Here is a 13,466-nt window from a genome sequence, read left to right on the forward strand (position 1 = left end):
TGCGGCATGACCAATCCGGGGGTGCCGCGGCACTCGGATCTCGCACCTGCCGCGCGGGAGGCCGCCGCGGCGGTCGAGGCCAATCCGCGCGCCGCGCACAAGCTCGTCGTCACAGGCGGTGTCGGCACCGGCAAGTCCACCCTGCTGACCGCGGTGCGCGCGGCGCTGCGCGGTGCCGGACGTCCGGTGCTGGCGCGTCCGCCGCGGCCCGACGATCCCGCTGACACCGTGACGGTCGTCGACGACAGCCATCTTCTCGACGGCGCCGAACTCGACCGGCTGACCGCACTCGTCGCCGACCCCGCGGCCACCGTGGTGATCGCCACCGAACCGCTGGCTCACCACCGGCCGTTGCGCGAACTGACCACTACCCTGGAACGGGAACGGCCCGCGGTGACGCTCGGGCCGCTGCCCGCGGTCGAGGTGAGCCGGGTCGCCGCGGCGGCGCTCGGGGTGCCGGCGTCCCCGGAGTTGTTGCGCGCGTTGATGTCTGCGACGGCCGGGCTGCCCTTCCTGTTGGCGCCGGCGCTCGCCGCGGCGGCAGGCGGCGGCCACCCCATGCGGGACGCGGCCCGATTCGGGCTCATCGAGCGGCTCCGCGGGTGCGACGAACGCCTGCTCGACGCTTTCGTGGTCTCGTCGCTCAGCTTCGAGCTCGGACCCGACGACGTCGCCGCCGCGCTGGGACTGTCCTCGCAGGACGCGCTGTCGGTCGTCGACCGGGCCCGGGCGAGCGGGCTGATCGAACCGTCGCACCCGCAGGACTTCCAGCACTCGGTGCACCGCGCGGTCGCTCAGATCGTCGGTACGGCAAGGCATCACGACATCGAGGTGTCGGTACTGGCCTCCCAGCTCGAAAGGGGAACGCTGACAGCCGATCTGGCGTTGCGACTGGCCGAGCACGGGCTGCGGGACGAGCGGTTGGCCACCGCGCTGAGCGAGCTGGCCGGTCACACCCGCGCGCACCCGGCCCGCACCGCGCGCCTGTACCGGGCTGCCGCCGACGCCGGTGCGACGGCGTCCAGCGCGCAACTGGCCGACGCGCTCGCCCTGACCGGTGACTGCGCGACGGCCGGCCGGCTGGCCGACGAGCTGTTGACCGCCCCCGACCCGGCCGAGCGGGCCGCCGCGGTGCGGATCGCGGCGAGCATCGCCATGCACGACACCGGCGCCGCGCAGGCGCACGCGCTGTTCGGTTGGCTGGGCCCGGTGCCCGATGCGGTCCTGGGGGCCGCGGCGACGATCGCGGCCGTCGCGGCGGGTGACGCCGCCGGGGCGCGGGATGCCGCCTCGACGCCCGCCGAGGGCCCGCCGACCTCCACCGCCCGCGCCGCGGCCGGCCTCACCGAGGGCCTGGCGATGACGCTGGACCGGCCCTACCCCGTCGCCGTCGCCCGGTTGAGCCAGGCCCTCGGCAGTGATCTGGGGTCGGCGGCGACCCTTCCCGACACCCCGGCCGCGCTGGTGACGCTGGCCGCGTTGCACGGCGGGGACGCGGTTCGGGCGCGCAGCGTGGCCGGCCGCGCGGTGCACGCGGATGCGGAGCGCGGGGCCGCCGATGCCGCCTTCGTCTCGCTGCGGCACCGGCTTCTGCAGGCCTGGGCCTTCATGCAGGACGGTCAGCTGGCGGCAGCCACCAACGCGGTCCAGCCTGCGACGGGGCCGGCCCCGCACCGCCGTGACGCGCTGTGGGCCGCGGCATTGCAGACCGGCGTCGCGCGGCGCAGTGGGGACAGCGGCGCGATGCAGAAGCACTGGTATTCGGCCATGGAGGTGCTCACCGAGTACACGGTCGATGTCTTCAGCGTGTTGCCGCTGGGCGAACTGTGGATCGCCGCCGCCCGGATGCGGCAGGTGGACCAGCTACAACATCTGCTCGACGAGGTGTTCACTCTTCTCCGCGGGCTCGATGACCCGGTGCTGTGGACCGTGCCGCTGCATTGGGCCGGCGTGCACGCGGGCATCCTGGCCAACTCGCCGGAGGCGGTGGCGCCGCACGGTCAGGCGCTGACCGCCGCGGCGACCCACTCCGGGTTCGCGCGGGCGCTGGCCACCGCGGGCCGGACCTGGTTGCGCGTCCTGGCCCATCAGGTCGACGTCGACGAGGTGACCGTCGCGGCCCGCGCTCTCGCGCAGTTCGGCCACACCTGGGACGGCACCCGGCTGGCCGGACAGGCCGCGTTACAGGCCTCTGACCCGCGGATCTCGCAGGCCATGCTGCAACTCGCCCGTGATCTCAAACACACCGCGGCCGGCGATGCGGCGGCCGACCCGGCGGACGCCGACACCCTCGCGGCCACGACGGTATCCGCGTTACCGTCCCGGCCGGCCGCGGCGCACCTGTCCGATCGCGAACGTGAGGTCGCCGAACTGTTGCTGCAGGGTTTGCCCTACCGCGACATCGGCGCCCAGTTGTTCATCTCGGCGAAGACCGTCGAACATCACGTCGCCCGGATCCGGCGACGCCTCGGTGCCGAATCGCGTTCCGAGTTGCTCTCGATGCTGCGCGCGCTGATGGAGACACCCGGCGGCGACCGACCGATCTGAGTCGCCTCAGCCACGAGTTAGGTGAGCCTTTGTAGCGGCCTTTCCCCGGTGGATGTAACTATGAGCAGGCACCGAGCTAAAGTTACCGCCCAGTAACATACTGTAAGTTACCCACGGGTAACAAGAAAACCGGAGGCACGCGTGGATACGCAGATGTTGATCAGGATCGTCGTCGGCGTCCTGATGATCGCCGTCGTGGGCGTCTTCGCCGCCAAGCGTGTGCTCTGGCTGACCAAGCTGATCCGGTCCGGGCAGCCCCTGAGCGAGGGCAACAACCGCAAGGACAACCTCCAGAAGCGCATCACCACGCAATTCGAAGAGGTCTTCGGGCAAACCCGGCTGTTGCGCTGGTCGGTGCCCGGTCTCGCACACTTCTTCACGATGTGGGGCTTCTTCGTCCTGGCCACGGTGTATCTGGAGGCGTTCGGCCTGCTCGTCGACCACGACTTCCACATCCCGCTGGTCGGTCGCTGGGATGCGCTGGGATTCCTGCAGGACTTCTTCGCTGTCGCGGTGCTGGCCGGCATCATCACGTTCGCGATCATCCGCATCGTGCGCGAGCCGAAGAAGCTCGGCCGCGACTCCCGGTTCTACGGATCGCACACCGGCGGCGCCTGGCTGATCCTGTTCATGATTTTCAACGTCATCTGGACCTACGCGCTGGTGCGCGGCGCGGCCGTGGTCGTCGGCAACCTGCCCTACGGCAACGGCGCGTTCCTCTCGCAGTTCATGGGCGCGATCCTGCGCCCGCTCGGCCACACCGCCAACGAGTGGATCGAGACGTTCGCCCTGCTCGCGCACATCGCGATCATGCTGGTGTTCCTGCTGATCGTGCTGCACTCCAAGCACCTGCACATCGGTCTGGCGCCGATCAACGTCACGTTCAAGCGGATGCCGAACGCGCTGGGCCCGCTGCTGCCGGTGGAGTCCAAGGGCGAGCTGGTCGACTTCGAGGATCCCGCCGAGGACGCGGTGCTGGGCCGCGGCAAGATCGAGGACTTCACCTGGAAGGGCTACCTCGACTTCACCACCTGCACCGAGTGCGGTCGCTGCCAGTCGCAGTGCCCCGCCTGGAACACCGGCAAGCCGCTGTCGCCGAAGCTCGTGATCATGAACCTGCGCGACCACATGTTCGCGAAGGCGCCGTACTTCCTCGACGGCAAGGAGTCGCCACTGGAGAACACCCCCGAGGGTGGCATCATCGAGAGGCTGGTCGACGAGGACGACGAACACCACGTCCCCGAATCCGGCTTCGAGCGCATCCCGGCCGACTCGCCGCTGCAGGCGACCCGTCCGCTGGTCGGCACGCTTGAGCAGGGCGGCGTCATCGACCCGGACGTGCTGTGGTCGTGCACCACGTGCGGTGCGTGCGTCGAGCAGTGCCCGGTCGACATCGAGCACATCGACCACATCGTCGACATGCGCCGCTACCAGGTGATGATGGAGTCCGAGTTCCCCGGCGAGCTCGGCGTGCTGTTCAAGAACCTGGAGAACAAGGGCAACCCGTGGGGCCAGAACTCCAAGGACCGCACCAACTGGATCGACGAGGTCGACTTCGACGTGCCGGTCTACGGCAAGGACGTCGAGTCCTTCGACGGCTACGAGTACCTGTTCTGGGTCGGTTGCGCCGGCGCCTACGAGGACCGCGCGAAGAAGACCACCAAGGCCGTCGCCGAGCTGCTCTCGGCGGCCGGCGTGAAGTTCCTGGTGCTCGGCGAGGGCGAGACCTGCAACGGCGATTCGGCGCGGCGGTCCGGCAACGAGTTCCTGTTCCAGCAGCTGGCCGCGCAGAACGTCGAGACCCTCAACGAGCTGTTCGAGGGCGTCGAACGGGTCGACCGCAAGGTCGTCGTCACCTGCCCGCACTGCTTCAACACCCTGGGCCGCGAGTACCCGCAGGTCGGCGGCAACTACACGGTGCTGCACCACACCCAGCTGCTGAACCGCCTGGTCCGCGACAAGAAGCTGGTGCCGGTCAAGTCCACCGACGGCAGCCCGAACGGTCAGGACATCACCTACCACGATCCCTGCTACCTCGGCCGCCACAACAAGGAGTACTCGGCGCCGCGTGAGCTGATCGGGGCCTCGGGCGCGACGCTGACCGAGATGCCCCGCCACGCCGACCGCGGCCTGTGCTGCGGCGCCGGCGGCGCCCGGATGTGGATGGAAGAGCACATCGGCAAGCGCGTCAACACCGAGCGCACCGAGGAGGCCTTCGACACCGGTGCCTCGGCGATCGCGACCGGCTGCCCGTTCTGCCGCGTCATGATGACCGACGGGGTGGACGACGTGGCCGCGACCAGGGACATCGAGAAGATCGAGGTGCTCGACGTCGCGCAGCTGCTGCTCGGCTCGCTCGACAAGAGCACGTTCACGCTGCCCGAGAAGGGCACGGCCGCCAAGGAGGCCGAGGAGCGTGCGGCACGGATCGCCGCCGAGGCGCCCGCCAAGGTCGAGGAGCCCGAAGCCGAACCCGAGGCTGCTCCGGAACCCGCCAAGGCCGAGGCGCCGGCCGCCGCACCCGCCGAGGCCAAGCCGGCCGCGGCGGCACCGGCCAAGGGACTCGGGATCGCCGGCGGCGCCAAGCGCCCCGGTGCGAAGAAGGCCGCCCCGGCGGCCGCGGCGCCCGCAGAGGCCCCTGCCAAGGCCGAGCCGGAGGTCAAGGGCCTGGGCATCGCGGGCGGCGCGAAGCGCCCCGGCGCCAAGAAGAAGGCCCCGGCCGCCGCCGCACCGACCGCACAGGCATCGGCACCCGCAGAGGCTCCGGCCGAGGCTCCCGCCAAGCCCGAGCCCGAGGTCAAGGGGCTCGGCATCGCCTCGGGCGCACGCCGCCCCGGCGCGAAGAAGGCACCGGCCAAGACCGCGTCGCCGAACGAGGGCGCGGGCACCGTGGTGCAGCCGCCCAACGTGGACCCCGATAAAGCGGCCACCGGCACCGAGCCCGCCGACACGGCCGACTCAGATCGCGGGCTGGACGCACCCAGGCCTGAGCCCGAGGTCAAGGGCTTGGGGATCGCAGCGGGTGCGCGCCGGCCGGGCGCCAAGAAGAAGGCCCCGGCCGCGGCGCCCAAGACCGAGCCGACGCCCGAGCCGGAACCGACGGCGGCCGAACCCGCCTCGCCGGCGCCGTCGCCGAACGGTTCCGGTGACGGCGGCGACCGCGTCGTCGGTGACGAGCCCCCGGTGAAGGGTCTCGGCATCGCCAAGGGCGCCCGCCGGCCGGGCAGGCGCTGATCACGCGGTGATATCGGGGCCGCCGTCGCGACTGCGACGGCGGCCTCGGTGTTTCCGGCACCGAAATTGACTTGGACACCCGTGGGAGACTGATCGTCGTGAGTACCCATCAGGCGCCGTGGCACACGGCCAGTGGCCAGCATGCGCGCCAGCGTGAGTTCACCCAGTCGAGCAAGCTGCAGGACGTTCTGTACGAGATCCGCGGCCCGATCCACGAGCACGCCTCCCGTCTGGAGGCCGAGGGCCACCGGATCCTGAAGCTCAACATCGGCAACCCGGCCCCCTTCGGGTTCGAGGCCCCCGATGTGATCATGCGCGACATCATCGCCGCGCTGCCCTACGCGCAGGGCTACTCCGACTCCAAGGGCATCGTCAGCGCCCGCCGCGCGGTGTTCACCCGATACGAGCTCGTCGACGGCTTCCCGCGCTTCGACATCGAGGACGTCTTCCTCGGCAACGGCGTCTCCGAGCTGATCACCATGACGCTGCAGGCGCTGCTCGACAACGGCGACCAGGTGCTGATCCCGGCCCCGGACTACCCGCTGTGGACGGCGTCGACCGCGCTGGCCGGCGGCACCCCGGTGCACTACCTGTGCGACGAGACGCAGGACTGGAACCCCGACATCGCCGACCTGGAGTCCAAGATCACCGAGCGCACCAAGGCGCTGGTGGTGATCAATCCGAACAACCCGACCGGCGCGGTGTACAGCCGCGAAATCCTCGAGCAGATGGTCGAACTCGCCCGCAAGCATCAGCTGCTCCTGCTGGCCGACGAGATCTACGACAAGATCCTCTACGACGACGCCAAGCACATCAGCCTGGCCAGCCTGGCCCCGGATCTGCTCACGCTGACGTTCAACGGATTGTCGAAGGCCTACCGCGTCGCGGGCTACCGCTCCGGCTGGCTGGTGATCACCGGCCCCAAGGAACACGCGAGCAGCTTCATCGAGGGCATCAACCTGCTGGCCAACATGCGGCTGTGCCCGAATGTGCCTGCCCAGCACGCGATTCAGGTCGCACTGGGCGGACATCAGAGCATCGACGATCTGGTGCTGCCGGGTGGCCGGCTGCTCGAGCAGCGCGACGTCGCCTGGGAGAAGCTCAACGAGATCCCCGGGGTGTCCTGCACCAAACCCAAGGGGGCGCTGTACGCGTTCCCGCGGCTGGATCCGGAGGTCTACGACGTCGAGGACGACGAACAGCTGGTCCTCGACCTGTTGCTGCAGGAGAAGATACTGGTCACCCAAGGCACCGGATTCAACTGGCCCACACCGGATCACCTGCGCATCGTGACACTGCCATGGGCCCGTGATCTGGCCGCCGCCATCGAGCGGCTGGGCAACTTCCTGGTCAGCTACCGGCAGTGAGCAGCCCGCGCGCCGACAGTACCGACGCGCGTGGGCCCACCGCCTCCCTGATGTTCCTGCTGAAGATCGACCATCGCTCCTGACGCCCGAACACACGGTGCAACAGCGCGACATAGCGGGTCAGGGTGTCCATGTCACCGGTGGCCGCGAGGTAACAGCAGGTGCTCTCATAGGCGATCAGCAGATTGTTCTCGACGGCGTACTCGACCAAATGCGGTGTGGTTTGGATACTTTCCATCGCCGACAGCGTTCGGCCCAGATCCGCGCACACCCCGTCGGCGAACCCGTCCATGTCCGTGCTGCGGTCGAACCGCAGTTCGTAGGGCGCTCCGGGCGCCAGCGCCTCCCAGCGGCGGTTCAGGAGCAAACTCTGAGGCGGGTGCAGTTGATGCTCATGCCCCGGGCAGGCGGCGTCGACCTCCCCCGAACCCATCCCGACGTTGACGAAGAACCCGTGCCACCGGGTCACGCCGTTGTGCCAGTTGTTCTGAAAATTGATCCTGTCGCGCAGCGGGCCTCGGGGGCGTTCGAAGTCGTGGCCCGACCTTTCGAATCCCCGTTCCAACAGAAACGCGCCGACCGCCCCGGACAACATCGCCTCGAACGACCGTCTCAACCGCGCCCGCTCGACCTCCCTTTCGACCATGCACTCAGGCTAAGGCCGGCCGTCGAAGCGTCCGCGCGGCAATTTCCTAGGCTGGTCGGGTGTCTCACGCGCACCCGCACCCGCACTCGCACTCGCTGAACGGCCCGTCACCGCTGGGTCCGCTGGCGGCCAGGATCGTGGTCGGTCTGCTCGTCGCGATCGGGATCGCGACGCTGATCGGCGGTGCCCTGTTGTGGCCGACCGGGGAGAAGGCCGACATCCCGCTGCCGTTCCAGAACGCCGCGGGCGGGGCGGTCACCACCGAGTCCGGGCACGTGCTGTCCAGCAGCGCCGCGGTGTGCGGCAGCCCGTCGGCGGGCGCGGTGCTGACCTCTGATCCGATACCCGCCGAGGGCGACCGCGCGGCCTGTGTGCAGACGCTGGTGCGCATCGATTCCGGCCCCAACCGCGGCGCCAACACGCTGCTGGAGTTCAGCGGCGGGCCCGGCCAGCCGGTCCTGGCCGTCGGGGACGACATCCGCATCAGCAGGCAGGTCGATGCCACCGGCAGCACCACCTACGCGTTCTACGACTACGAGCGCACTTGGCCGCTGACCGCGCTGGCGGTGGCGTTCGCGATCGTGATCGTGGCGGTGGCCCGGTGGCGGGGCCTGCGAGCCCTGGTCGGCATCGTGGTCGCCTTCGGCGTGCTGGTGGTGTTCCTGTTGCCGGCGCTGCGCGACGGCGCCCCGGCCGTGCCGGTGGCGTTGGTGGCGTCGTCGGCGATCCTGTACGCGGTCATCTACCTGGCCCACGGAGTCAGCCTGCGTACCAGCGCCGCGCTGCTCGGGACGCTGGCGTCGCTGCTGCTGGCCGCGGTACTGTCCTGGGCGGCAATCGAATTGGCGCATCTGACCGGACTGTCGGAAGACCAGAACAACGAGGTCGCGGCGTATCTGGGCAATGTGTCGATCACCGGGCTGCTGCTGGCCGGCTTCATCATCGGCTCCCTCGGCGTGCTCAACGACGTGACGGTCACCCAGGCATCCACGGCCTTCGAACTCGCCGCGCTCGGCAACGGTGCGGGCCGGCGCGACGTCTTCGTCGGCGCGATGCGGGTCGGACGCGACCACATCGCCTCCACGGTCTACACGCTGGTGCTCGCCTACGCGGGCAGTGCCCTGCCGCTGCTGTTGTTGTTCAGCGTCGCGAACCGCTCGCTGGGCGACGTGCTGACCAGCGAGAGCGTCGCGATCGAAGTCGCCCGCTCGGCGGTCGGTGGAATCGCGTTGGCGTTGTCGGTGCCATTGACCACCGGCATCGCGGCGTTGCTGGCCACCCCGCAACCAGCCGGGCGTTGACGGCGGCGTTTGGCCGGTAAGCCGTCGGGTACACGGGCGCACGTGACCCAGCCTCAATACACCTCTGAAGTGACTTTGGAGGTCGACGGTCATCGGAGCGCGGTGACTGTCGACCATCGCGTGACGCTGTTGGACATGCTGCGGGAGAGGCTTCAGGCGACCGCGCCGAAGAAGGGGTGCGACCACGGGCAGTGCGGCTCGTGCACCGTGCTGGTCGACGGACGCCGGGTGGTCAGCTGCCTGACGTTCGCGGTGGCGGTCGACGGAGCGCGAGTCACCACCGCGGCGGGACTCGGCACCGGCGACGAGCTCCACCCGGTGGCGCAGGCGTTCCACGAGGAAGACGCCTTCCAGTGCGGGTACTGCACTCCCGGCCAGATCTGCTCGGCCGTCGGCATGCTCGACGAGGCCAAGTCCGGTGCCCCGAGCTTCGTCACCGACGACCTGGAGGCGTCTCCGGAGCTCACCGACGCCGAGATCCGTGAGCGGATGAGCGGAAACCTGTGCCGCTGCGCGGCCTACCCGAACATCGTCGCCGCCATCGAGAAGGCGGCGGTCCGGTGAAGCCTTTCGACTACCACCTCGCCACCAGCCCGGCCGACGCGGTGGCCACACTGGCCCGGCATCCGGGCGCGGTCTACCTGGCTGGCGGCACCAACCTCGTCGATCACATGAAACTCGGTGTGGCCGAACCGGATCTGCTCGTCGACGTCAGCCGCCTGGAGCTCGCGGAGGTCAGCGCCACCGACGACGGCGGCGTCAGCATCGGCGCCAACGTGCGCAACAGCGAGCTCGCCGCCCATCCGGTGATCCGGTCGCACTACCCGATGCTGACTCGTGCGTTGCTCTCCGGCGCGTCCGGGCAGTTGCGCAACGCAGCGACCACCGCCGGTAACCTGTTGCAGCGCACCAGGTGTGTGTACTTCCAGGACGTCACCACACCATGCAACAAGCGGGTCCCCGGCAGCGGCTGCTCGGCGATCGGCGGCTACGTGCGCTACCACGCCATCCTCGGCGCGTCACCGAACTGCGTCGCCACCCATCCGTCCGACATGGCGGTCGCCATGAGCGCCCTGGACGCCCAGATCGTGGTCGAGGGCACCGAGGGACCGCGTTGCATCCCGGCCGGCGAGTTCTACCGCCTGCCCGGAGACGAACCGCACCGCGACACCGTCCTCGAGCACGGTGAGCTCATCACCGCGGTCGAACTCCCGCCCGCCCCTGCGAACGCGGTGTCCGACTATCGCAAGGTGCGTGACCGGGCCTCGTTCGCGTTCGCCCTGGTGTCGGTGGCCGCCGAACTCAGCTTCGTCGGCGAGGCCATCGCGACCGCGCGGATCGCGCTCGGCGGTGTCGCGCACAAGCCGTGGCGGGCTCGGCACGCCGAAGAGATGCTCAACGGCGCGCTCGCGTCCGAGGATGCGTTCGCGGCGGCCGCCGATGCCGAACTCGCACCGGCCGAACCGTTGCCCGGCAACGAGTTCAAGGTGGAGCTGACCCGGCGTGCGCTGATCGCGCAGCTGCGCATGCTGACCGAGCGAGGCCGGCGATGACGCTGCTGCAGCCGCGGGCAATCGGCGCCTCCGTCGCGCGCCGGGACGGGCGGGCGAAGGTCACCGGCACCGCCACGTACGCGTTCGAACAGCAGGTCGACAGTCCGGCCTATCTGCATCCGGTGCAGTCCACCGCCGCACGCGGGCGCGTCATCGCGATGGAGATCGCTTCGGCCCGTGCCGTCGACGGTGTTCTGGATGTGCTGACGGTGTTCGACGCGCCGGAGCTGGCCGACACTTCCGATGGCGAATTGGCGATACTGCAGGACGCGCGGGTGCATTTCCGCGGTCAGATCATCGGCGGCGTGGTCGCCGAGACCGCCGAGATCGCCCGTGAGGCAGCCGCGTTGGTGGCGGTGGAGTACAGCGAAGAACCCCATGACGCCGAGCTGCGCCCGGATCATCCCGGCCTCTACACCCCGGAGTCGGTGAACGCGTCGTATCCGTCGGACACGGCCGAGGGGGACGTCGACGCGGCGCTCGAAGCCGCCCAGTTCACCGTCGACCAGACGTACACCACACCCATCGAGCACAACAACCCGATGGAGCCGCACGCTTGCATCGCACGCTGGAGCACCGACGGCGGCGCCACGTCGGTCACTCTGTACGACTCCACGCAGGGAGTGCACGCGGTGCGCAAGACGCTCGCGCCGCTGTTCGGGTTGGATCCCGAGCACGTACACGTGGTGGCGCCGCATGTGGGCGGTGGGTTCGGTTCCAAGGGCGCGCCCCACGCCCACAACGTGCTGACGCTGCTCGCCGCGCAGCGGTCCGACGGACGCCCGGTGAAGCTGGCACTGACCCGCCAGCAGATGTTCTCGCTCGTCGGCTACCGCACGCCGACCATCCAGCGGTTGCGCCTTGGTGCGGAACGGGACGGACGCCTGACCGCCCTTGCCCATGATGTCATCGAACAGACCTCGGCGGTCAAAGAATACGCCGAGCAGACAGCGGTGACGTCACGCAAGATGTACGCGTCGCCGAACCGCCGGACATCGCACCGGCTGGCCGCGCTCGACGTGCCGGTCCCGTTCTGGATGCGGGCCCCGGGCGAGTGCCCCGGCACGTTCGCCGCCGAGGTGGCGATGGACGAGCTCGCGGTGGCCGCCGGCATCGACCCGATCGAACTGCGGATCCGCAACGATCCCGAGGTCGATCCCGAGACGGGTAAGCCCTGGTCGGGTCGGCATCTGGTGGAGTGCCTGCGGCTCGGCGCCGAGCGTTTCGGATGGGCGGCGCGTGATCCGCACCCCGGCAACAGGTTTGTCGGCGAATGGTTCACGGGCCTCGGGGTGGCGTCGGCGACCTACCCGGGGATGGCGATGCCGGGCAACGCGGCTCGCATCACCTACGCCGCCGACGGCCGCTACGAGGTGCACATCGGCGCGGCGGACATCGGCACCGGAACGTGGACGGCGCTGTCCCAGATCGCGGCGGATGCACTGGCATGCGACCTGGCGGCGGTCGATCTGCACATCGGTGACACCGCTCTGCCGCCGGCGTCGGTGGCGGGCGGATCGTCGGGCATCACGTCCTGGGGGTCGGCGATCGTCGCTGCGGCCCAACAGTTCCGGCGTGACCACGGTGATCCGCCCGCGGTCGGGGCCACCACCACCGCGGAGTCGGCCGAGAACCCGGATGCCGACGCGTACACCGTGGCGTCGTTCGGCGCGCACTTCGTCGAGGCGCGCGTCAACCGGGACACCGGCGAGATCCGCGTGCCGCGCATGCTCGGGGTGTTCTCGGTCGGCCGGGCGATCAACGCGCTGACGCTGCGCTCGCAGCTGATCGGCGGCATGACGATGGGTCTGTCGATGGCGTTGCACGAGGAGAGCGTGCGCGATCCACGCTTCGGGCATGTCGTGACCCAAGACCTGGCGAACTATCACATCAGCGCGCACGCGGATGTGCAGGACATCGACGCCATCTGGCTCGACGAGGTCGACGAGCATTTCAACCCGATGGGTTCGCGCGGCGCCGGGGAGATCGGCATCGTCGGCTCGGCCGCGGCGGTCGTCAACGCGGTCTACAACGCCACCGGGGTCCGGGTGCGCGGCCTGCCCGTCACGCTGGACAAGGTGCTGGCCCGCCTCTCCCTGCACGACTCGACGAAGCCATCGAGGATGCGGTAGGAGAACTCGCACGACCCCCAGTTGACTTCGGGATGCCACTGCACCGCGGTGAACGGGTGGTCGGGGGACTCGAAGGCTTCCACCAAACCGTCGGGGGCGTACGCGGCAGCGGTGAAGCCCTCGGCCAACCGGCGCACCCCTTGGTGGTGCTGGCTGTTGACCTTCATGCGGGAGCCGGCCTGCGTCCACCGCGCGATGCGGCCGCCTTCGACGAGCTCGACGTCGTGCGCGGTCTCGAGCAGGGCCTCCTCCCCCAGACGGTGCGCGATCGGCGAGGGGAAATCGCGGGGCAGATCCGCATAGAGCGCGCCGCCGCGGGCGGCGGTGACGAGTTGGGCGCCACGGCAGATCGCCAATGTGGGGAGACCCAGTTGCCAGGCGGCTTCGAACGCCGCGATCTCGTTCTCGTCGCGGACCGGGTTCACCCAGGTCAGTGTCGGATCCTCGGGGTCTCCTCCCCATCGGCGCGGATCCACGTCTCCGCCGCCGCTGATGATCAGCCCGTCGACGGTCCCGACGGTGTGTGCGATGTCGACGATCGAGCTCGCGCACTCGACCGCCATCGGTATCGCTCCGACGGTTTGCAGGCCGTCGAACATCTTGCGCCAGTGCACCATCCGGTCGAGTTCGGTGGCGTTGAGGGTGACGGCAATCAGGGGTTTCGCGGTCATGGGTTTTCCTCGTCG

9 protein-coding genes are annotated in these 13,466 nt (G+C 69.8%); 7 read left to right on the plus strand and 2 right to left on the minus strand.

Annotated elements, in window-relative coordinates; translation table 11 throughout:
* The first annotated feature begins 6 nt into the window (after positions 1–6).
* The 3 genes from iniR (at position 7) to ACTWP6_RS14430 (ending at position 7,148) form a co-directional block, all read left to right on the plus strand.
* The gene (iniR, locus tag ACTWP6_RS14420) at positions 7–2,547 is read left to right on the plus strand and encodes an isoniazid response ATPase/transcriptional regulator IniR (protein ID WP_443188043.1); all 2,541 of its coding nucleotides are present in this window, start codon (positions 7–9) and stop codon (positions 2,545–2,547) included.
* Between the two features lie 141 nt (positions 2,548–2,688).
* Positions 2,689–5,781, plus strand: coding sequence for a (Fe-S)-binding protein (locus ACTWP6_RS14425; protein ID WP_260756633.1), 3,093 nt, complete (start codon positions 2,689–2,691; stop codon positions 5,779–5,781).
* 71 nt (positions 5,782–5,852) lie between these two features.
* The gene (locus tag ACTWP6_RS14430; protein WP_260756632.1) at positions 5,853–7,148 is read left to right on the plus strand and encodes a pyridoxal phosphate-dependent aminotransferase; all 1,296 of its coding nucleotides are present in this window, start codon (positions 5,853–5,855) and stop codon (positions 7,146–7,148) included.
* Here the strand turns inward: ACTWP6_RS14430 and ACTWP6_RS14435 are convergent.
* A complete protein-coding gene (locus ACTWP6_RS14435; protein WP_260756631.1) occupies positions 7,132–7,794 on the minus strand; it encodes a DUF4304 domain-containing protein in 663 nt (220 codons plus the stop codon). The genes ACTWP6_RS14430 and ACTWP6_RS14435 overlap by 17 nt on opposite strands.
* 59 nt (positions 7,795–7,853) lie before the next feature.
* On the opposite strand from ACTWP6_RS14435, the gene ACTWP6_RS14440 reads away from it, so the two are divergent.
* The 4 genes from ACTWP6_RS14440 to ACTWP6_RS14455 are packed head-to-tail and all read left to right on the plus strand — an operon-like array spanning position 7,854 to position 12,780.
* Positions 7,854–9,095, plus strand: coding sequence for a YibE/F family protein (locus ACTWP6_RS14440; protein WP_260756630.1), 1,242 nt, complete (start codon positions 7,854–7,856; stop codon positions 9,093–9,095).
* A 42-nt stretch (positions 9,096–9,137) separates the two neighbouring features.
* A complete protein-coding gene (locus ACTWP6_RS14445; protein WP_443188044.1) occupies positions 9,138–9,659 on the plus strand; it encodes a 2Fe-2S iron-sulfur cluster-binding protein in 522 nt (173 codons plus the stop codon).
* A complete protein-coding gene (locus ACTWP6_RS14450; protein WP_260756626.1) occupies positions 9,656–10,648 on the plus strand; it encodes an FAD binding domain-containing protein in 993 nt (330 codons plus the stop codon). The genes ACTWP6_RS14445 and ACTWP6_RS14450 overlap by 4 nt, the downstream gene beginning before the upstream one ends.
* Positions 10,645–12,780, plus strand: coding sequence for a xanthine dehydrogenase family protein molybdopterin-binding subunit (locus tag ACTWP6_RS14455; RefSeq protein WP_260756623.1), 2,136 nt, complete (start codon positions 10,645–10,647; stop codon positions 12,778–12,780). Before ACTWP6_RS14450 ends, ACTWP6_RS14455 begins: the two co-directional genes overlap by 4 nt.
* Here the strand turns inward: ACTWP6_RS14455 and ACTWP6_RS14460 are convergent.
* A complete protein-coding gene (locus ACTWP6_RS14460) occupies positions 12,675–13,451 on the minus strand; it encodes a gamma-glutamyl-gamma-aminobutyrate hydrolase family protein (RefSeq protein ID WP_260756622.1) in 777 nt (258 codons plus the stop codon). The two genes, ACTWP6_RS14455 and ACTWP6_RS14460, sit on opposite strands and share 106 nt — an antisense overlap.
* Positions 13,452–13,466: the final 15 nt, after the last annotated feature.

It is taken from the genome of Mycobacterium sp. 4D054 (assembly GCF_052245755.1).
GTDB lineage: Bacteria > Actinomycetota > Actinomycetes > Mycobacteriales > Mycobacteriaceae > Mycobacterium.

Coding starts and splice junctions, on each gene's coding strand:
- ACTWP6_RS14455 (WP_260756623.1), top strand. CDS start 10,645: ATGACGCTGCTGCAGCCGCGGGCAATCGGCGCCTCCGTCGCGCGCCGG.
- ACTWP6_RS14460 (WP_260756622.1), bottom strand. CDS start 13,451: ATGACCGCGAAACCCCTGATTGCCGTCACCCTCAACGCCACCGAACTC.
- iniR (WP_443188043.1), top strand. CDS start 7: ATGACCAATCCGGGGGTGCCGCGGCACTCGGATCTCGCACCTGCCGCG.
- ACTWP6_RS14435 (WP_260756631.1), bottom strand. CDS start 7,794: ATGGTCGAAAGGGAGGTCGAGCGGGCGCGGTTGAGACGGTCGTTCGAG.